Origin of the sequence: Vibrio kanaloae (genome assembly GCF_024347535.1) — a bacterium.
GTDB lineage: Bacteria > Pseudomonadota > Gammaproteobacteria > Enterobacterales > Vibrionaceae > Vibrio > Vibrio kanaloae.
The window spans coordinates 2,512,238-2,532,403 of record NZ_AP025497.1 but is presented as its reverse complement, the minus strand read 5'-3'; the positions used below and the strand labels follow the sequence as shown (position 1 = coordinate 2,532,403).

The 20,166-nt window shown below is 42.5% G+C and carries 15 protein-coding genes and 1 other annotated feature; of the genes, 6 read left to right on the top strand and 9 right to left on the bottom strand.

Translation table 11 applies throughout. The features are described 5' to 3' along the window. Positions 1-48 precede the first annotated feature (48 nt). The gene (tyrA, locus tag OCV24_RS11475; RefSeq protein ID WP_150878613.1) at positions 49-1,176 is read left to right on the top strand and encodes a bifunctional chorismate mutase/prephenate dehydrogenase; all 1,128 of its coding nucleotides are present in this window, start codon (positions 49-51) and stop codon (positions 1,174-1,176) included. A gap of 144 nt (positions 1,177-1,320) precedes the next feature. Here the strand turns inward: tyrA and OCV24_RS11470 are convergent, their stop codons facing one another. The 3 genes from OCV24_RS11470 to ettA all read right to left on the bottom strand — a co-directional run bounded on the left by OCV24_RS11470 (position 1,321) and on the right by ettA (position 4,507). Then, positions 1,321-2,331: a M23 family metallopeptidase gene (locus OCV24_RS11470; RefSeq protein WP_136979769.1), complete on the bottom strand. Its 1,011-nt coding sequence runs from the start codon at positions 2,329-2,331 to the stop codon at positions 1,321-1,323. Positions 2,332-2,380: 49 nt separating this feature from the next. Continuing rightward, positions 2,381-2,749, bottom strand: coding sequence for a PilZ domain-containing protein (locus OCV24_RS11465; RefSeq protein ID WP_136979767.1), 369 nt, complete (start codon positions 2,747-2,749; stop codon positions 2,381-2,383). 90 nt (positions 2,750-2,839) lie between these two features. After that, on the bottom strand, positions 2,840-4,507 hold the full coding sequence (gene ettA / locus OCV24_RS11460) for an energy-dependent translational throttle protein EttA (RefSeq protein WP_017056147.1): 1,668 nt from the start codon (positions 4,505-4,507) through the stop codon (positions 2,840-2,842). A 263-nt stretch (positions 4,508-4,770) separates the two neighbouring features. On the opposite strand from ettA, the gene OCV24_RS11455 reads away from it, so the two are divergent. Together OCV24_RS11455 and trpR are read left to right on the top strand one after the other, a co-directional pair. Continuing rightward, a complete protein-coding gene (locus tag OCV24_RS11455) occupies positions 4,771-6,720 on the top strand; it encodes a transglycosylase SLT domain-containing protein (RefSeq protein WP_150878611.1) in 1,950 nt (649 codons plus the stop codon). 171 nt (positions 6,721-6,891) lie between these two features. Beyond that, positions 6,892-7,185: a trp operon repressor gene (gene trpR, locus OCV24_RS11450; RefSeq protein WP_017056149.1), complete on the top strand. Its 294-nt coding sequence runs from the start codon at positions 6,892-6,894 to the stop codon at positions 7,183-7,185. A gap of 116 nt (positions 7,186-7,301) precedes the next feature. Here trpR and yjjX read toward each other — a convergent pair whose 3' ends face one another. From yjjX to bamD, 6 genes are all read right to left on the bottom strand, one after another. Then, positions 7,302-7,826, bottom strand: coding sequence for an inosine/xanthosine triphosphatase (yjjX, locus tag OCV24_RS11445; RefSeq protein ID WP_017056150.1), 525 nt, complete (start codon positions 7,824-7,826; stop codon positions 7,302-7,304). After that, complete coding sequence (locus tag OCV24_RS11440; RefSeq protein ID WP_017056151.1) at positions 7,789-10,167, bottom strand: bifunctional diguanylate cyclase/phosphodiesterase; 2,379 nt, start codon at positions 10,165-10,167, stop codon at positions 7,789-7,791. Before OCV24_RS11440 ends, yjjX begins: the two co-directional genes overlap by 38 nt. Before the next feature lie 348 nt (positions 10,168-10,515). Continuing rightward, on the bottom strand, positions 10,516-11,691 hold the full coding sequence (gene pheA, locus OCV24_RS11435) for a prephenate dehydratase (RefSeq protein ID WP_017056152.1): 1,176 nt from the start codon (positions 11,689-11,691) through the stop codon (positions 10,516-10,518). Positions 11,692-11,703: 12 nt separating this feature from the next. After that, positions 11,704-11,825, bottom strand: a sequence feature (Phe leader region). Between the two features lie 110 nt (positions 11,826-11,935). Further along, entirely contained in the window at positions 11,936-12,271 is a 336-nt protein-coding gene (gene hpf / locus OCV24_RS11430) for a ribosome hibernation-promoting factor, HPF/YfiA family (protein WP_017056153.1), read from the bottom strand. Positions 12,272-12,695: 424 nt separating this feature from the next. Then, complete coding sequence (locus OCV24_RS11425; RefSeq protein WP_315897555.1) at positions 12,696-14,120, bottom strand: MltF family protein; 1,425 nt, start codon at positions 14,118-14,120, stop codon at positions 12,696-12,698. A 140-nt stretch (positions 14,121-14,260) separates the two neighbouring features. Next, the gene (bamD, locus tag OCV24_RS11420; RefSeq protein ID WP_017056155.1) at positions 14,261-14,989 is read right to left on the bottom strand and encodes an outer membrane protein assembly factor BamD; all 729 of its coding nucleotides are present in this window, start codon (positions 14,987-14,989) and stop codon (positions 14,261-14,263) included. A 137-nt stretch (positions 14,990-15,126) separates the two neighbouring features. On the opposite strand from bamD, the gene rluD reads away from it, so the two are divergent. The 3 genes from rluD (at position 15,127) to clpB (ending at position 19,560) form a co-directional block, all read left to right on the top strand. Continuing rightward, complete coding sequence (rluD, locus tag OCV24_RS11415; protein WP_017056156.1) at positions 15,127-16,101, top strand: 23S rRNA pseudouridine(1911/1915/1917) synthase RluD; 975 nt, start codon at positions 15,127-15,129, stop codon at positions 16,099-16,101. A gap of 2 nt (positions 16,102-16,103) precedes the next feature. Beyond that, a complete protein-coding gene (gene pgeF, locus OCV24_RS11410; RefSeq protein ID WP_017056157.1) occupies positions 16,104-16,844 on the top strand; it encodes a peptidoglycan editing factor PgeF in 741 nt (246 codons plus the stop codon). Positions 16,845-16,986: 142 nt separating this feature from the next. Continuing rightward, positions 16,987-19,560 (top strand): ATP-dependent chaperone ClpB, encoded by a 2,574-nt coding sequence (gene clpB, locus OCV24_RS11405; RefSeq protein WP_017056158.1) that lies wholly within the window; start codon positions 16,987-16,989, stop codon positions 19,558-19,560. The last annotated feature ends 606 nt before the right edge of the window (positions 19,561-20,166 follow it).

The following is a 20,166-nucleotide window of genomic DNA, read 5'->3' as shown; positions in this document are numbered from 1 at the left end:
TTGTGGGCTTATAGATTGGCACGGGGTTATAGATTAGTAAGGAATAAAATGGCCGTTGAACTGAACGAATTACGCGACCAAATCGATGCTGTCGATAAACAAATGTTGGATTTACTGGCTCAACGCCTTGCTCTGGTAGAGAAAGTGGGCGAAGTAAAAAGTGAACATGGTTTACCTATTTATGTACCAGAACGTGAAGCTGCGATGCTGGCATCTCGTCGTCAAGAAGCCGAGAAAATAGGGGTTCCACCACAGTTAATCGAAGATATTTTGCGTCGTACTATGCGTGAGTCTTATGCCAGTGAGAAAGATTCTGGCTTTAAGTGTCTTAACCCAGAGTTACGTTCAGTGGTTATCGTTGGTGGTAATGGTCAACTTGGTGGCTTGTTTGGTCGTATGTTCAAACTTTCTGGCTATGAAGTGAAAATCCTTGGCAGCCGAGATTGGGACAGAGCAGATGAGATCTTAGATAATGCGGGTCTTGTGGTTGTTACGGTTCCAATTCACCTAACGGAAGGTGTGATCACTAAACTAGGTAATCTACCAAGCGATTGTATTCTATGTGATTTGACGTCAATTAAATCTAAACCTCTGCAAGCAATGATGAACATCCACCAAGGCCCAGTGGTTGGATTGCACCCAATGTTTGGCCCTGATGTTCCTAGCCTTGCTAAGCAAGTGATTGTTTACAGTGATGGGCGGGGTTCTGAAAGCTACCAATGGCTACTGAATCAATTTGGTATTTGGGGCGCGAGCCTTTGCCAGATGGATGCCGCTGAGCACGATCACGGCATGACCTTGATTCAAGCACTACGCCACTTCACCTCTTTTGCTTACGGCTTACACCTGAGTAAAGAGAACCCGAACATTGATCAGCTTCTGAAGCTAAGCTCGCCAATCTACCGACTTGAGATTGCGATGGTTGGTCGTCTGTTTGCTCAAGACCCGAACTTGTACGGTGATATCATTCTTTCTTCGGATGAGAACATTGAGATGATTCGACGCTTCCATAGCTGTTTCGGAGAAGCGTTAGAAATCCTAGATGGCAAAGATAAGGCTAAGTTTGTTGAGATCTTCAACCAAGTGAGTGATTGGTTTGGTGATTACTCACAACAATTCTTGCAAGAAAGCCAAAGTCTTCTAAAACAAGCACATGACTCGATTCATCGTGGTTAATACCGATTTGAAATCATAAAAAAGAGCGACCATCTGGTCGCTCTTTTTTGTTTGTGCTGAACGCCATGAAAGCATTTGGCCTACTGTAGGCTAAAAGCAATTCGATCATCATAGGCCAAATCAACAGGTTCTAGTTAGCCGTGTCTAGTTAGTCGTAATGGGTTTCTTACTATCTTCACTCGATACGGTGTCGATGGTCGAACTGATGTAAGGCACGTTTGTCAGGTTGATTTGTAAGCGAACCACATTATCAATCAACTGAACCAGCGGGCCCCACTTCACTTTATTTTCTTTTTCAAAAACGTAATTGAAGTTTTCAGGCGTCCAATCCATCAGATATTGAGGATTCAGTGAACGACCAAGGAAGCGTACTTCATAATGTAAATGTGGACCGGTTGAGCTACCGGAGTTACCACAGCTTGCAATGACATCGCCTTTGCTCACAAATTGCCCGCTACGTACTTTGAATTTCTGCAGATGAGCATAAGAACTCATGAAACCAAATGAGTGGCGCATGGTTATGAAGTTACCGAAGCCTTTGTTACTTGGGCGAACCGTTTCAATGACACCATCTGCGGGGGCTAAGATGTCTTCACCACGCTTACACGTCAGGTCGATGCCTGTATGAACGTGGCGTTTACCTGTAATAGGGTTAGTGCGGCGACCATAAGAAGAAGAGATACGTTGATAAGCCATAGGGCTGTCGTTTGGAATCAAACGGAACATGGTTGCTCTTACCGCTGAATCGATGGCTGCGGCATCAATTCTGTCTTCTAAAGAGACATCATCGGTCAGTAGTTCTTCGTCAGCAAGGCCAAGTACCGACTCAACGTCAAATACACGCTTACCAAGCAGTTGAATCGTGCCTTCTTTCTCTGTCAATGTTTGCGATAGAGAATGATTGGTATCAACTTGTTCAGCATAAAGAAACTCGGTTTGTTCTTTTTCAACAATCAGCGTCTCAATTAATTGTTGGGCATCGTTCGCTTGCATCGCGAGCTCTTGTTGGGTTTCAAAGTGCATGTATGCAGCGCCGCCAATTAATAGCGGTACTGAAAAAATCGTAGTGGTGCACATGAGCACGGCTTTTCGGCCGAAGTAAAACGTCTGTTCCCCCTGACTAGAGGGAATAGTAATGGAAACTTTTTTAGACATGGTTCTGTACTAATTAGATGCTTTTAATAGAAAAAAGGTAACTGAGATCTTATTCACAACCTAAGTCGGTAAGGTGCTTAATCTCTCTATAAAGCAATTCATCGTCGCCAACATTAAGTTCCACAAGGCGCTTAAGGTGACTGATACTATCAATATCTAAATGCTCTATGCGTAAACGCATTGAGGTATTGATGGTAGAGACTATCGTTGCTTCTAACTGAATATTGATATTACTGTTTGTCAGCGTAAAGCTGACCTGAACAGGAACATTGCCGCTGAGTTGTTGTAATTCATTACATTGAATGAGTAGGCCATGAAGAGATAAGTCTTGTATCGATCCAGATATGTTTCCTTGTCCTTGTGACAATTCTACTGGGACTTGATAAACAACTCGTGAAAACTGACGTCTTTCTATCATAACGAATATCTCTATATCAATGTTTAATACGTAATTCAGATATATCAAAGGCCGCTATTATCGCGGCCTTTGTTCAGAATACAAGCTAATTTACTTAGCTATACGCTTGTACTTGATGCGGTGTGGTTCCGCCGCTTGAGCGCCCAGAGTCTGTTTTAGCCACTCCGTGTACTCAGTGTAGTTACCTTCGTAGAAGTTAACTTGACCTTCATCACGGTAGTCTAAGATATGGGTTGCAATACGGTCAAGGAACCAACGGTCATGCGAGATAACCATTGCACAGCCAGGGAATTCAAGCAGTGCTTCTTCAAGAGCACGTAGCGTTTCAACGTCAAGGTCGTTGGTAGGCTCATCGAGTAGCAGTACGTTACCGCCCGCTTTTAGCAGTTTCGCTAAGTGAACACGGTTACGCTCACCACCAGAAAGCTCACCGATGATCTTCTGTTGGTCGTTGCCTTTAAAGTTGAAACGAGAACAGTAAGCACGCGCAGGGATTTCGAAGTTGTTGATCTTAATGATATCAGCGCCTTCAGAGATCTCTTGGAATACTGTCTTAGTGTCGTCCATGCTGTCACGGAACTGATCAACAGAAGCAAGTTTAACGGTTTCGCCTAGTTCAACTGTACCTGAATCTGGCTGTTCTGCACCGCTTAGCATCTTGAATAGTGTTGATTTACCTGCACCGTTGGCACCGACGATACCGACGATAGCGCCTTTAGGCATGCTGAACGATAGGTCGTCGATAAGAACGCGATCACCAAACGATTTAGTCAGGTTGTTCACTTCAAGAACTTTGTCACCTAGACGCTCACCTGGCGGGATGAACAGTTCGTTGGTTTCGTTACGCTTCTGGTATTGACCTGTCGTCAGTTCTTCAAAACGAGCCATACGAGCTTTAGATTTAGCTTGACGGCCTTTAGGGTTTTGACGAACCCATTCAAGTTCTTTCTCGATTGTCTTTTGACGTGCGCTTTCGCCCGCTTTTTCTTGCTTTAGACGCTCGTCTTTTTGCTCTAGCCAAGACGTGTAGTTACCTTCCCATGGGATACCTTCACCACGATCAAGTTCTAGAATCCAGCCAGCAGCGTTGTCTAGGAAGTAACGGTCGTGGGTAATCGCCACAACAGTACCGCTGTAATCGACGAGGAAGTGCTCAAGCCATGCTACTGATTCAGCATCCAAGTGGTTGGTTGGTTCATCAAGCAGCAGCATGTCTGGCTTTTCAAGAAGTAGGCGACAGATAGCAACACGACGACGCTCACCACCGGATAGGAATTCAATTTTCGCATCCCACTCAGGAAGACGAAGTGCATCAGCAGCACGCTCTAGAGCTGTCTCTAGGTTGTGACCGTCTTTTGCTTGAATCAGTGCTTCTAGTTCGCCTTGCTCTTTAGCAAGTGCATCGAAATCTGCATCTGGTTCTGCGTAAGCTGCGTAAACCGCATCAATACGCTTAAGTGCGTCAGCAACGTCAGAAACCGCTTCTTCTACGATTTCACGAACGGTTTTTGATTCGTCTAGTACAGGTTCTTGCGGTAGGTAACCTACTTTAAGACCTTGTTGTGCACGTGCTTCACCATCAATATCAGTATCAATACCAGCCATGATACGTAGTAGGGTAGATTTACCTGAACCATTTAAACCCAAAACACCGATTTTAGCGCCAGGAAAAAAGCTAAGAGAAATGTCTTTAAGAATTTGACGCTTAGGTGGAACAGTTTTGCTCACCCGAGACATGGTATATACGTATTCAGCCATTGCCGATCGATCCTAATTATTGTTCAAAATTGTCTGCTATTTTATACCAATATCCTCAAAGATGTTACTCCTAGGACAGAAAAGCCACTCTTGAACGAATCCTTACCTATTATTGTCACATTGGTCATTAAAACTATATTTAATAGGCTTCTGAGGCGAAGTGTTAAATATTAATAATATTTACACTCAAATCCTTTACATTTGATGTGAGGTCGGGCGTAAATAGATTTCACGTATTCATACACGCACTAAGGAAAGAGCGAATGTTTTTCCGAATTGGTAATACGAAAATTGCTGTGGCTGCATCGGCAATTTTGTCTTCATTTTCACTGGCTCCGATGGCTTTAGCGAGCAATGCATCTGAGCTTGAAATGCAGCGTGATGTTTATGATAGAGCGCAAGAGGTTTTAGACAACCATGATCTAAAAGCCTACTCCGCGCTACGTAACAAGATTCAAACATATCCTTTAACACCTTATACCGATTATCGAGCTTTTCTTATTGGCTTAGGAGAGCGTACACCTGCTGAGGTGGATGCTTTTATTGAACAGAATAAAGCACTGCCATTTTCTAATCGCATGCGCGCACCTTATTTGGATTCATTGGCTTTTCAAAAGCAGTGGAAGACCATCCTTGAGTTTCAAACTAAAGAACCTGTTGGTGAAAAATACCAATGTATCTATTACCGAGCGCATTACGAACAAGGCAATAAAGAGCTTGCTTTTAAAGGGGCTAGGCAACTTTGGTTAAGTGGTCGTGGTGTTGATGACGCCTGTGATCCTCTGTTTGAGAGCTGGGATCAAGCGGGTTTAAGAACGGATGAGCTGATACTAGAAAGGATGCTGTTAGCGTTCGAAGGTCGTAGCGGTAAATTGATGACTTATCTAATTAAGCAATTGGATAGTGATGAGTCAATTGCCCAAGCGAAACAAATGAAGGCGTTGTACAACAAACCTGAGGATGTTCTCGCGTTCGCTAAGAAGCACCCTGAGAATGAATTTTACCAAGCTCAAACCGAGTTTGGTTTCGAGAAATTGGCAAGGAAGTCAGCAAGCAGTGCTCAGGAGGTGTTTGATGAGGTCATCAAGGCTCAGAAGTTCTCGAAAGAGAAATCTCAAGAGCTTGCCGATTACCTAGCATTTCGTTTGATTAATACGGATTCTGAAGAGTTGATGGAGTGGCGAGACAAAATACTCGTGAGTTCATCAAAGCAAGTGTTGCTTGAACGACGTGCTCGTTTAGCTATTCAGCATGCAGATTGGACTGGCTTACAAGAGTGGATAGCGCGCTTGGATGATAAACATCAAGCTTCGCTGCGTTGGCAATATTGGCAGGGCAGAGCTGAGATTGCGTTGGGTGATACTGCCAAAGGCAACAAGCGACTAGCCGATATTTTAGGTAGGCGTAATTTTTACAGTGTCGCGGCGGCTAAACAGTTAGGTAAGCCCGTTCAATATCCTACATCAGTACTCAAATACAATGCTGAGATGATGAAGCCGTTCGACACATCTTTGGTTCGTATTGGTGAATTGATTGACCGAGATAAAATTGCGGCAGCGAAGAGTGAGTGGCGCTGGTTATTAACCAATGTAGACAAAGATCATAAGGCGATGTTTGCTGCCCATGCCGCGACACAGCGTTGGAATCACTTAACAGTAACGGCGAGTATTGCTGCGAAGATGTGGGATAACCTCATTCTGCGTTTCCCTGTTGCGCATAAATGGTGGTTTAATTTCTACGCTGAAAAGCACGGTATTGATCCCATCACTTTAATGGCTTTATCGAGGCAAGAGAGCGCTCTGGATTCAGAGGCACGCTCTCCTGTTGGGGCTCGTGGTATCATGCAAATCATGCCGAAAACGGCTCAATACACGGCTAACAAACATCAAATTAAGTATCAGGGCAGCGATGATCTTTATGATGTCGGTAAGAACATTGAGATTGGTAGTCACTATCTAGATGGTTTACTTTCTCAATATGACAATAACCGTATTTTTGCTTTGGCTGCTTACAATGCCGGGCCGAGCCGAGTGAGGCAGTGGCGTTCACGCAGTGACGAAAAGCTCGATGCGTATGCCTTTATTGAAATGATCCCTTTTAAAGAGACCCGTGGTTACGTCCAAAACATCTTGATGTTTGAAGCTTATTACCGAGATATCTTAGGAGTGAAGGGGACATTCTTAGCTCCTCATGAGGTAAAAACGAAATACTAATACTCGGTGCTTTGTCCTAAATTGAGTTGTATCGAAAGCAGTGAGTGCGAACCATTTGCACTTACTGCTTTTTTACATTGGATTACATCAAGTGTTTAGGTATAAAGTGTTGAACGCTTTTAATCATTAAGCGAATACTTAAAGTCATAATTTTAAAGTAAGTGTAGAGATATGGCATCAAAACCTGAATATGATAATTGGCAACAACTAATGGACTTGGTAAAAATAGCGGCTGAAAAAGATCAGCATGAGTTGTTGTTGACCATGATGATGACCTCTGACGAACGCGATGCTTTGGTTGCTCGAGTAAACATCCTTTGTGAACTTATGAAAGGGGAGATGTCTCAGCGTCAAGTGAGCCAAATGCTTGGAGTCGGTGTGGCGACGATCACAAGAGGCTCGAATGAGTTAAAAGCCAAATCTGAACAAGAGAAAGCCGCTATTGCCGAACTATTGCTGAAGTAAATATTGAATAATGTCAGTTCGAATTTAACAACAAACGCTAACGAAATGTTAGCGTTTGTTGCTTCTATATAGCACTGTTTGACTTCTTGAGGTTGTAATGAGGGGTATTCGTATGATTAGTTATCGGAGAAATGTTCAGGGTTTACAAATGGGATCAATGCTAAGATCAAAGCCTGATGATATACCGAGCTGCGCGAGAGTTGGTTGTGTGTCAGCAGACCAATCGCCCCACCTTTTTGCTTGATGTTGTCTGTACCGAAGACTTCATCCATTACATCACCTAACTCGTTTGCATGTTCTAGCTTCTCAAGTACCGCAGGTGGCAGCATCAGACTTGCCGAGCGTGACTCTCCACGCTGACCATTCGCTTCAATCACCATCCATGCAAAGGTAACACTGCCTTCTATTCCAGCTTCTAGACCGACATAGAAATCCGCATCCGACTGCGCTTGAATAGCGTTGTGCACGCGGTTCACTGCACCTTGATAGGTTTCATCATTGCTCATGGGTTGTTCAGCAACCCCGCTGGGTACGCTAACACCGATAAATTCGAATTCAGTATTAGGAAAAGCAGACAAGAACGCGCTTTTAACAGCGTTAACTTTAGCTGGGTTCAGTGATGCAATAACGACGGATTTCATGTGTTGGATTCTTACTGTTATGGATTAGACTGAGTTGATGCTGTCGGTACCACTCATGCAGTTCTTCTAGTGGCATGGGTTTACCAAAGTAATAGCCTTGCAGCATATCGCATTGTGCTTCTTGCAACCACTGATGCATATCTTTTGTTTCTATACCTTCGGCTGTTACCTTTTTGCCTTGAGCATGGCACAGCCCAATAATCGGTTTCACGATGTTTTGATTATCGGTCTTAATCAAGGTATCCAAAAATGCTTTATCGAGCTTAATTTTTTGAGTTGGATACTGCACCAGCTGAGTGATAGAGGTGTAACCAGAGCCAAAGTCATCAATCGCTAATCGGTAGCCCATCCTAGACAGCTCGTTGAGCAGTGGGAAGCCTTGAGAATTTGAATAAAAGGTTTCCGTGATTTCAAAATCAATCAAGCTTGGCGGAATAGTATTCATTTTAGCCTGTTCATCAATGAATTCAGCAAGGTGTGTGGTTTCAATCCCGGCTGAAGATAAGTTAATCGACAGTTGAATTGAATGGGTAAATTGAGCCTGAAGTCGATGAAAAGAAGCAAAGGCATTCTGTATCACCCAGCAATCAACTATCTCAAATAACCCTGTTTGCTCGGCAATAGGAATGAATTCATCGGGCGGAACTAAACCAAGCTGCTTTGAATGCCAACGTAGTAAGGCTTCAACGCCAATAATATGGCTTCCGGTTGAATCCATATAGGGCATATAAACGAGTTTAAATTCATCATCAAAGTTTTTGTCTCTGAGTGCGCGTTCAATATTTGCTTGGCGTTGAATCGCTTTGTCTAAATCTCGTGAATAGTCAGCAAATTGGTTTTTACCTGCACGCTTGGCTTGATACATGGCGGTATCAGCATTAGAGAGTAACTTTTCAATCGAGTAACCATCGTTAGGATACGTTGCAATGCCGATACTGACCGTAATCGGAAAACTCCCAGACTGAGTAACAAAGCCTTTTTGCAACGGAATGAGTAAGTCATCAGAAAACCTATGGGCGATGTTTCCTTTGTCAGTTGGAGCGTTAATGTACACTACAAATTCATCTCCAGAGAGTCGTGCGGGCATACAATGAGCATCGAACTCTGTTTTATAATGGGTACAAATAGCGGAGATACGCTTGGCAAAACAGACCAGTATCGAGTCACCGATTTGATGTCCGTATGTGTCGTTTACAAACTTGAAGTTATCCAAGTCGAAATAGAGTACCCAAGTTTCGGTATTCGAGCCGGGTTTCGGGAGAGATTGCTGAACAAAGGTTTGAAACTGATGCCTGTTCGCTATATGGGTTAATTGATCATTTTCTGCTAAGAGCTTGGTTTGTTGGTAGGTGTTATCTAGCTCTTGGTACATGTCATAAAAACGCTGTGATAGGCGACCAAGCTCATCGCGAGTGCCTAAGCGTTCAATGTTCTTGCGCTGTTTTTTTTCTACTTGTTGTAACTGTCGATCTAACCGTGTTATCGGAGTAATAACATTGCGAGATAATAGTATCAGCAGTAAAACGACAGTGATAAATGCAGATAGTGCAAATGACAAACTTAGCTTGTTCCAAATGGAGTCAAGCTTGTTCTCTAATAGAAACTGCGCAGGATCTACTGTGGCATATAGTTCAGGCGCAAGTTTTATGGAATGGGTAACCCCATTTTCTAGAGAAACCGCAATTGGTGTAAAAAACAGGCTTGTTTGATAGTCGAACTCTATCTGTTTTCTCAACGCAGTAAACTTGTCGAGTGAGACGGATGCGACAACAAAAAACACATCGTTGAATTGGTTACTTATGGTTGGGGAGGCCATTTCATTATCTAACATCTCATAGTGGACCAACATTCCCTCCCCTTGAGAGTTTTGTATATAGTTGGTACTCGATGTCTCTAAGGTATCTTGATAATGTTGATCAACGAACTCCAATATATTTTCATCAATCTGAGCTAAAGAGTCGTCACTATTGTCAGCGTAATAACTGAGTTTACGATCGCTATCGAGTATCGCTAATCCAGTATAACTTTCATCGCCATCTTGTAAGAAATATATGGCCTCCCTAAGGTTATTGACCAGTTCAAGATCGCGAGATAAATTTTGTTCAGTGAGAAAGTAACGTTTCACCATGTCACTTTGGGTCAAGGTATAAGCGTAACTATGTAGAAATGACCGAGATTGTCGAAAATGCCCGGCTAACTTCTCCATGTTGAGCTGTAGAACGTTGTTTTCACGTTTAATGAAGCTGTTTTTCTGAGTTGAATAAATAATATAGCTAGAAGCAGCGGCACTGATCAGGATCACAGGGGCTATCAGTAGTAATATTTTAGTACTTAGCTTCATAGTTAATGACAACACTATTTATAATTTAGCGCTTGAGTTTATGTTACTTAATGTTCACTCGCTATTAATTAAACGTAGTTCGATGCATTCCTGTGAAGGGAATTAGATTTTTGTTCTATTGTTAGTAATATCATGAATGAAAGACGTAATTGGATAGCAAGATTTGCGAGGTGAGGGGTACCTTCAGGCCTGAGAACAGCCTGCTAACGAATAACTAATTGAGATATAAGCAAAATATCACTTCTGTCTTTCGCCCAATATGTTCAGTTATTGCGTTAGCAGCGATCTTATTTTATTTATTGACCTACAGTAGGCGAAATACTCCGTCTATTACTAGTAGATGAATGCTTACGATAACTTAACCTGAGTCGCTTTGATGTTTTCACTTGGGTAACAACCCAACACTTTCAAGTGACGAGTAATGGCTGTCAGTTCGGTTATTGCTTGTTGCATCTTATCTGAATCCAGGTGTGCTTCTAAATCTACATAGAACATCTCTTCCCACGGGTTACCCATGATAGGACGAGACTCCAGTTTAGTCATATTGATACCTAAGCGCTGTAAAATCAGTAGAGTTTCGACTAAAGAACCTGCCTCTTGAGAGGTCGACATGATCAGTGTCGTTTTTGCAGGGATTTGAGTCGACACTTCAACAGGTTTACGAGCTACCACGATGAAACGAGTATGGTTTTCAGTTTGGTTTGCAATATTGCCTTGGATTGCTTGTAGGCCGTAAAGCTTACCGCTAGATGCATTACCAATAGCAGCAACATCATCGTCATCTAGCTCTTTCACTTTTTTCATTGCATCTGCGGTGCTTGCGCATGACTCGAGGTTCACTCCTTTAAGACGACTTAAAAATTCGCTGCATTGCTGATGGGGCTGTGGGTGCGAATAGAGTGTTTTGATGTCTTCTAAACGGATATCACTTTTCGCAACAAGGCAGTGCTCAATAGGCTGAGAAAGCTCACCAACGATGTAAAGCGTCGTGTGTTGTAGTAGGTCGTAGACTTCGTTGATTGACCCTGAGCTGGTGTTCTCAATCGGTAGGACACCGTAGTCTGCATGACCAGACTCAACTGTTGATGCGACTTCTTTGAAGTGATTACAGTTCAGCTCAATCAATTCCATATTCTTGCGACTGAAGTATTCGCGACTCGCAAGGTGCGAATATGATCCCTTAGAACCTAAAAATGCAACGCGAGCCAATGGTTTACGGCTTTGCGGGTTCGCTAGGTTTTGTAAGTATGACTGCTGTAGTAAAACGGAATCTTCGATGATGGTGTGAAACAGCTTGGTAATGTACTGCGCATCAAGTTCGTATTTATCTTTGCCGTTGTTGATCAGCTTAACTAATAGTTGCTGCTCTCGTACTGCATCACGAACTGGTTTTGATGTCTCTACCTTGCTTTTAGCGACTTCGATACTTAGCTTGCGACGCTCCGAAAGTAGCTTCAGGAGTTCGTCGTCTAAATCATTAAGACGAAGGCGGATATCATCCAGTGAAATTGAGCGGTCAGTCATAAATGTGTCCTTATAAAAAAGCCTCCCTAGTGTGGGAGGCTTCTTGTTCGTTTTTGACTTGTTTTTCTAAAACGACTTAGCCTCCGATTTACGGAAGAAAAAAGAAGTCAAAAATAAACAAAGATTGAGTATGCATAAAAAGTGATTGTTTTATGAATGTTTAAACACAATAAGCAAGCGAGCAACAAGCGTCAAGCAAAAAAATAGCGCCCTGAGGCGCTATTGTTTAATCTGTTATCTTTCCTTATTCTACTTCAGCTTCTAGCTCTTCGATTTCAGGCTTGTCAGCGCGGCGCGCTTCTGGTTTATGGCGTAGCTTGTTGAGTTGACGCTCTAGTTTTTGTTCCACTTCGTTGATCGCTACGTAGAGGTCGTCATGAATTGATGAGGCAACAAGTTGGCCTTTTGGTACGGTTAGTACCGCTTCAAATTTCTTCTTCTTGTTTGGTTCTTCGCTAAAGCTCGCTTGGCAGCCAATGATGTCTACTTGCCATTTATCCAGCTTCTTAAATTTGCTTTCTATGTGATCACGGATTGCAGAGGTAATGTCGATGTTTTTACCAGTGATGTTCATTTTCATAGAAGTTTTCCTCTGTTGTATCCCTCATGGGTTAACTTCAGATTACGACTTTCAGGAATAAAGAATGTGATCTAGATCTTATTTTGGCTGGGTGGGATAAGCATTAAAATCAAATGTGATCTTACGCAAGTCTTGATATGTTTTTGGCGAAAAATGCTTGTTATCCTTATGAAAAACGATAACTTAGAGGCAAGGCTTCGCTAAAAATTAAACCAGTTTTTAGAGGCGTTTTACAGCCTATAGAAAGTGCTTGATTGAAATTTACTCAATAGTGTTTTGTGATATAGGTCTCGTGATATAGATCGCTACGTAAGCTTCTTCAGAATTAGATAAACAAAAGCCGCATAAGTTGTCTTATGCGGCTTTTGTGTTTTTAGCCTTATCTAAAACCTTTGTTCCCCAAGTGCTAGGATTGAAGGGAAATTTAATCATTAGTGTTCAGTAATCTCGCTGTACCGTCCTCTCGGATGGCATTGATAGCTTGTAATTGTTTATAGATTACGAAGTAACGATTGATGTTGGCAACATAGGTTACGGGTTCTTTACTCACGTATTTGCGAGTGATGATTTCTACGTTTTTAAACCAAATGTTTGGGTTGTAGCCTTTTTGCTTAGCAAGGTGCCTCATCTTTCTGATTTTCGCGGGGCCCGCGTTGTAAGAAGCCAAAGTGAAGTAGATTTGGTTGTCCGATGATATTGCTGGGTCGTCAAAGTATCGGTCTTTGATAAAGCGCATGTATTTCACACCCGCATGGATGTTGTTATCTACCTTGTGGATGTTCTTGATGTTGACGTTTTTATCTTTTGCGGTACTCGGTAATACTTGCATCACACCAATAGCTCCACGATGAGAAACTCTGCTTTGATCAAGCCCTGACTCTTGGAAACCTTGTGCAGATATCATCAAAGGGTCGAATTCGTATTTATTCGAATACTTTTCAAAGACATCTGACAGCTTAGCTACTCGGTCTATTTTATTTGGGTTGAGTGCTCTACCTAACCAGCGAGTGTTGTCGATGTATTTCTGATAAATAACATTCCCAAGTAGGGTGCCTGTTCGTGCGGTCTTAACGTATTTGTTGATCTCTTTCTTTAACAAAGGGCTGTTTTTTCTCAATGCCCATGCTATTTGGCCATTTTCACGTAAGGGCAAGTCATGATGAACTTGAATGTTTTCCATTACGTCAGTCCAAAGCTTGGCTTTATGGCTGTCCAGAATTGTGCCTTGTATATAACCTTGGTTGACTAGCTCTATCAGCTCGTAGTCTTGCAGTGACTCTTCAATGAAGTGGACATGCAGTGGAGGTAAATCCAGTTCATTAAGGTCTTTATTTAACTTTTGCACGCTCTCGAAGTAACTCGAGCTTGCTCGGATCCATACTTCTTTACCGCTCAATTGTTTGATTTTGGTGATAGGTTCGGTCTTTTTCCCTGTGATAATGAGTTCTTTACCATCTTTAATCATTGGATCTGAAAAATCGATGGTTCGTAGTCGTTTGTCGGTGATCGTTAGGTTAGCGACAGCGACATCACCATAGCCAGATTCTAAAGAGGGAAGTAGATCATCTCGTTGTACGGGGATTATTTGAACATTGAGGTAGGGGTGTTTCTTACGAAGGCTTTTCTCAAAGTGGTAGAGCATTTCTGCCACGATGCCTTTTGGCTTGCCATCCTCGATGTAATAAAAACCAAGATCGGCAGATACGAGCACTCTCACCATTCCTTTGGTTTTAAGTACATCTAAGTCTCCCATGTAAGGCTTATTGCTTAATGGGGACAACTCCAATGAGTGGGAATATTGGCTAAATAGCATGATCCCAATAAATAATAACAACCTACTCACATCCACACTCCATGTTGATGATTTGTTAAAAGTTATTTATTGAAGATATCGTGTATTATGCGATTCATCAAGTTTGCGAAATGTGGTTTAAAAAAGCGCGCTAATAAATTAGCGCGCTTTTTTAGATTGATATGTAAGCAAGTTGATTAAGGTAGTGGGTTTAGCTCAATTAACTTCTCTGTTCTTAAAACTGCATCTTCTAAACCAATTTTTTTATAAGCTTTTAACTGTATTTTTAAAGATTTACGAGCTGCAATGGTATCTGGGTAAGTCTTTTGCAGCTCTTGTGTGCGGTTTACTGCCGCAATCCACGCTTCACGCCTTAGGTAGAAATCAGCCGTTGCTAGATCATATTCCGCTAGGCGGTTTTTAAGTGCAAACATGCGTTTTTGTGAGTCTTCAGCATAAGGGCTGCTAGGGAAGCGTTCGAGGAGTCGCTTGAAATCAGCAAAGGCAAGCTTCACTGGTTCTGGATCTCGGTCACTTCGATCGATATTAAAAATATCGTGCATGAAATTTCGATCTTGCGCCATGTGCGTTAAGCCGCGCATGTAAAGAACCCAATCTTGTTTTTCATGAGTTGGGTTTAAGCGTAGGAATCGTGAAATGGTGGCAAGTCCGAGTGCCAAGTCATCATTTTTGTAGTACGCGTAAATCAGATCGAGCTGTACTTGCTCGGAATAGGCGCCGAAGGGATAGCGAGAGTCTAAGGCTTCTAGCTTTTCGATTGCAGAAAGCCAGCTACCGCTCTGCAGTGACTCTTGAGCGTCAGAGTAGAGAACCGATGGTGGTACATCTGGCACTATCTCTTCACTACTTGAACAACCAACCAAGAGTGATACGGCTAATAGACCCGATAAAGTAAGGTGTTTCATGTCAGGCGTCGATTCCTTGAATTAAATATTTCGTAAGCTTCCGTTACTTTCTAACCAGTAACAGATACAATGATGCAATTATTCTATTTTATCCATACTAATGGGTATTAGTCTCACGGTTTTTAAAAAAGTTCGATATGGCTCAGCAGATCACATTAACAGACACAGTAAAAAGCAGCCAGTTAGGTCAACGTTTAGACCAAGCTGTCGCTGAACTATTTACCGATTTTTCTCGCTCTCGTATTAAAGAGTGGCTTCTTGATGGCAAAATCCAAGTGGATGGTGAAGTTATCACTAAGCCACGTGTTAAGGTTTTAGGTGGTGAGGAGATCATCTTGCAAGCTGAACTTGCAGATGAAGAGCGCTGGGAAGCACAAGATATTCCTTTAGACATTGTCTATGAAGATGATGACTTATTGGTGATCAATAAACCTCGCGATCTGGTTGTACACCCAGGAGCAGGCACACCGGATGGAACCATACTAAACGCATTGCTTTTCCATTATCCTCAGATCGCAGAAGTACCTCGTGCGGGTATTGTGCACCGTCTTGATAAAGACACCACTGGCCTTATGGTTGTGGCTAAAACGGTTCCAGCTCAAACTCGTTTAGTGCGTGCTCTTGCTAAGCGTCGTATCACTCGTGAATATGAAGCAATTGCAATTGGTAAAATGACCGCTGGTGGTGTTGTAGAGAAGGGCATTAGCCGTCATGCAACTAAGCGTACATTAATGGACGTGAACGAATTAGGAAAGCCAGCGGTAACTCACTATCGTGTTGCAGAACACTTCCGTGAGCATACTCGTATTCGCTTACGCCTAGAAACGGGTCGTACTCACCAAATCCGTGTTCATATGTCATACCTTCAGCACCCGCTGCTAGGTGATGTTGCATACGGTGGCCGTGCTCGTATTCCAAAAGGTGCATCTGAAGAACTAACGACGATGATTCGTTCTTTTGATCGCCAAGCACTACACGCAGTTATGCTTAAATTTGTTCACCCTATTACAGGTGAAGAAGTTGAATTTCACGCTCCTGTGCCAAATGACATGGTCGTGATGGCTGAAGCGTTACGTGTTGATGCTCGCGAAAACTTAGAAGACGACATTTAATCATGTCGATGATCATCCCTAATTGGAATGCCCCCCAAAACGTCAAAGCGTTTGCTTCGACGCGTGTTGGTGGTTTTTCTAGCGATGCGTACCAAGGTTTAAACTTAGGTACACATGTTGGGGATGATGCTTCATTTGTTGAAAATAATAGAGCATGGCTCAAGCAACAAGCGAACATGCCTGCTTCACCGATATGGTTAAATCAAACTCACTCAACAGATGTCGTTACGGTTTTAGAACCGACGACAGATATTATTGATGCTGATGGTGCATTTACCACTGCAAAAGGTGTCGTATGCTCTGCGATGACGGCAGATTGTTTACCGGTTATCCTCACTAATACTAACGGTACACAAGTTGCGGCGGTTCATGCAGGTTGGCGTGGTCTTGCTGGTGGTATTCTTGAAAATGCAGTCGCAAAGTTCTCAAATATTGATGAAGCTAACCAGGTTATCGCTTGGCTTGGTCCTGCTATTGGTGAGGATGTGTTTGAGGTAGGTTATGATGTATTGGACGCTTTTGTTAGTTTTGATCCTCAAGCGAAATTAGCATTTAAAGCCAAATCTGAACCTGGCAAGTGGTTAGCAAACATGTCTCAACTCGCGACTCAACGATTGCATAAAGCTGGCGTGACTTCAGTGACAGGTTCGAATCTGTGTACATACGCTGATTCAGATACTTTCTATTCTTATCGTCGAGATGGTGTTACTGGGCGTCAGGCTACTTTTATTTGGTTAGAGTAACCTCTAGCGACCGCAAATGGCCATCCTGCTCATTTATATTTTCATATAAGCTCTATTCTTCATTCTTACCCCTTGAAAACCCACGCTCTCGTATCCATCTTTTAGTCATAAGATCAATATCTCTAAGAGTAAGAAGGTTGATATGCGTCTCGATCGATTCACTAGTAAATTTCAAATTGCGATATCTGATGCTCAGTCACTCGCATTAGGTCGTGATCATCAATATATAGAACCCGTACACCTAATGGTGTCATTGCTAAATCAAGATAGTAGTGCGATTCGTCCACTTTTAACTATGTTGAATGTTGATGTTGTTCAGTTACGTTCGAAATTGAGCGAAATGTTAGATCGTGTGCCGAAAGTAAGTGGTATCGGCGGGGATGTTCAGCTCTCAAATTCAATGGGAACGCTATTCAACCTATGTGACAAGGTCGCGCAAAAGCGTCAAGACAGCTACATCTCTTCGGAAGTTTTCTTACTTGCAGCCATTGAAGACAAAGGCCCTTTAGGTAACTTACTTAAAGAGCTAGGTCTTACTGAACAAAAGTTATCTCAAGCTATCGAGCAAGTTCGAGGCGGTCAAAAAGTTGATGACCCAAATGCGGAAGATAGACGCCAAGCACTAGAGAAGTTCACCATTGATCTGACTGAAAGAGCAGAGCAAGGCAAACTGGATCCTGTGATCGGTCGAGATGATGAGATTCGCCGTACTATTCAAGTTCTGCAACGTCGTACTAAAAATAATCCAGTTATTATCGGTGAGCCTGGTGTGGGTAAAACCGCGATCGTAGAAGGTTTAGCGCAGCGTATTATCAATAATGAGGTGCCTGAAGGGTTAAGAGGTCGACGGGTACTTTCATTAGATATGGGATCTTTGGTTGCCGGCGCTAAATATCGTGGTGAGTTCGAAGAGCGCTTGAAATCGGTTCTTAATGAGTTATCCAAAGAAGAGGGAAATATCATTCTCTTCATTGACGAAATTCATACTATGGTGGGGGCGGGTAAAGGCGAAGGCTCTATGGATGCCGGTAATATGCTAAAACCAGCATTAGCTCGTGGTGAACTGCATTGTGTCGGCGCAACAACGCTTGATGAATATCGCAAGTATATTGAGAAAGACCCGGCACTAGAGCGTCGATTCCAAAAAATACTAGTTGATGAACCAACGGTCGAGGATACCGTAGCTATCCTAAGAGGCTTAAAAGAGCGTTATGAGCTTCATCACCATGTAGAGATTACTGATCCTGCTATTGTTGCTGCGGCGACTCTATCTCATAGGTACGTCTCGGATCGTCAGTTACCAGATAAAGCTATTGATTTGATTGATGAAGCGGCTTCGAGTATTCGCATGCAGATCGATTCAAAACCTGAGTCATTGGATAAATTAGAGCGGAAAATCATTCAACTGAAGATCGAACAACAAGCTTTAACCAACGAAAACGATGAAGCTAGTGAAAAGCGGCTCCGTACATTACAAGCTGAGTTGACCGATAAAGAGCGAGACTTCGCAGAGCTTGAAGAAGTATGGAATGCGGATAAAGCGGCCCTATCGGGTACGCAACATATTAAGTCAGAGCTAGAACAAGCTCGTATGGATATGGACTTTGCAAGGCGAGCTGGTGACCTTAATCGTATGTCAGAGCTTCAATATGGTCGTATTCCTGAATTAGAGAAACAACTGGATCTAGCGACTCAAGCTGAAATGCAAGAAATGACATTGCTTCGTAATAAGGTCACTGATGCAGAAATCGCAGTAGTGCTATCGAAGCAAACGGGTATCCCGGTATCCAAAATGCTAGAAGCTGAGAAAGACAAGCTTCTTAAAATGGAAAGTGCTTTGCATAAGCGAGTTATAGGTCAAGCCGAAGCTGTCGAAGTGGTGTCGAACGCCATTCGTCGTAGCCGTGCGGGTTTGTCTGATCCGAACAAGCCCATTGGTTCTTTCTTATTTCTCGGTCCTACAGGGGTAGGTAAAACAGAACTGTGTAAAACATTAGCGAACTTCATGTTTGATAGTGAAGATGCCATGGTACGTATCGATATGTCTGAGTTCATGGAGAAGCACTCAGTTGCTCGTTTAGTCGGTGCGCCTCCGGGTTATGTTGGGTATGAAGAGGGTGGGTATCTAACAGAAGCAGTACGTCGTAAGCCGTACTCGGTAATTTTGTTGGATGAAGTAGAGAAAGCTCACCCAGATGTTTTCAACATTCTATTACAGGTTCTTGATGATGGGCGCTTAACCGATGGTCAAGGTCGTACTGTGGACTTTAGGAACACGGTAGTCATCATGACATCTAATCTAGGTTCTGCTCGTATTCAGGAGAATTTCAATACACTGGATTACCAAGGAATCAAAAATGAAGTGATGGAAGTAGTAGGGAAACATTTCCGACCTGAGTTTTTAAACCGTGTTGATGAAAGTGTTGTATTCCATCCATTAGCTCAAGAACACATTCAATCAATTGCCTCTATTCAGCTTGAACATTTAAGTAAGCGTATGGAAGGCAGTGGATATGAACTTGAAGTTTCAGACAAAGCGTTGAAGTTTATTGCTCAAACTGGCTTCGATCCTGTTTATGGTGCAAGGCCTTTGAAACGAGCAATCCAACAAAGTGTTGAGAACCCGTTAGCGAAAGCGATACTTGCTGGCAAAATAAACCCAGATAAGAAAGTACAGCTATTAGTAAACAACGATAGAATTATCGTGCACCAATAATTTAACCACTAACAATAGGTACGATTGTCGAAACGATGCCGTAATCGTACCTATTTTGGATGATTTGCTTGAATAATGTTCGAACGGTCACCTGTGGCGGTTTTTTTTCGTTTTTGGCCTTGTGCAAAGGATTATTATCCCTATAATGCGCCCCCGTTACCAAGGGAAACCAAGCGGTTTTAATTGACTAACAAGATGGTAATAAGCATTTAAGGTGCTTTGAAAAACTAGCTGAAAAAAGTGTTTGACACTGAAATCCAATTCGCTAGAATGACCGTCCACTTAGAGAGGCTCCTTACTTAAAGGAACGCTCAATAAGTAAAGCTCTTTAACAATTTAAACCTATCAATCTGTGTGGGCACTCGTTGATGAATATCAAAACGTTATTGGTTCTTTTTCGAAAGAGCGTAATAGCAGTTACTTCGGTAACACAATGATTTCAATGAACTGAGTGACCAATACGAATAATTACTTTCTTTATAGAGAGGGGTTATTTGGCACAGTCAATTCATTACCATTCTGTTGGAATGGTAATAGCTTTAGAATTACATGTTCATTTTCGAATGAATATTAGTTTTGAAGTCAGTATTCGTTGAGTCACAAAAT

What these genes read in the sequence shown, in the direction of transcription:
- OCV24_RS11455 (WP_150878611.1), top strand. Translation starts at nt 4,771, where the DNA reads ATGTTTTTCCGAATTGGTAATACGAAAATTGCTGTGGCTGCATCGGCA.
- OCV24_RS11470 (WP_136979769.1), bottom strand. Translation starts at nt 2,331, where the DNA reads ATGTCTAAAAAAGTTTCCATTACTATTCCCTCTAGTCAGGGGGAACAG.
- OCV24_RS11465 (WP_136979767.1), bottom strand. Translation starts at nt 2,749, where the DNA reads ATGATAGAAAGACGTCAGTTTTCACGAGTTGTTTATCAAGTCCCAGTA.
- bamD (WP_017056155.1), bottom strand. Translation starts at nt 14,989, where the DNA reads ATGAAACACCTTACTTTATCGGGTCTATTAGCCGTATCACTCTTGGTT.
- hpf (WP_017056153.1), bottom strand. Translation starts at nt 12,271, where the DNA reads ATGAAAATGAACATCACTGGTAAAAACATCGACATTACCTCTGCAATC.
- ettA (WP_017056147.1), bottom strand. Translation starts at nt 4,507, where the DNA reads ATGGCTGAATACGTATATACCATGTCTCGGGTGAGCAAAACTGTTCCA.
- OCV24_RS11440 (WP_017056151.1), bottom strand. Translation starts at nt 10,167, where the DNA reads ATGAAGCTAAGTACTAAAATATTACTACTGATAGCCCCTGTGATCCTG.
- yjjX (WP_017056150.1), bottom strand. Translation starts at nt 7,826, where the DNA reads ATGAAATCCGTCGTTATTGCATCACTGAACCCAGCTAAAGTTAACGCT.
- trpR (WP_017056149.1), top strand. Translation starts at nt 6,892, where the DNA reads ATGGCATCAAAACCTGAATATGATAATTGGCAACAACTAATGGACTTG.
- tyrA (WP_150878613.1), top strand. Translation starts at nt 49, where the DNA reads ATGGCCGTTGAACTGAACGAATTACGCGACCAAATCGATGCTGTCGAT.
- pheA (WP_017056152.1), bottom strand. Translation starts at nt 11,691, where the DNA reads ATGACTGACCGCTCAATTTCACTGGATGATATCCGCCTTCGTCTTAAT.
- rluD (WP_017056156.1), top strand. Translation starts at nt 15,127, where the DNA reads ATGGCTCAGCAGATCACATTAACAGACACAGTAAAAAGCAGCCAGTTA.
- clpB (WP_017056158.1), top strand. Translation starts at nt 16,987, where the DNA reads ATGCGTCTCGATCGATTCACTAGTAAATTTCAAATTGCGATATCTGAT.
- pgeF (WP_017056157.1), top strand. Translation starts at nt 16,104, where the DNA reads ATGTCGATGATCATCCCTAATTGGAATGCCCCCCAAAACGTCAAAGCG.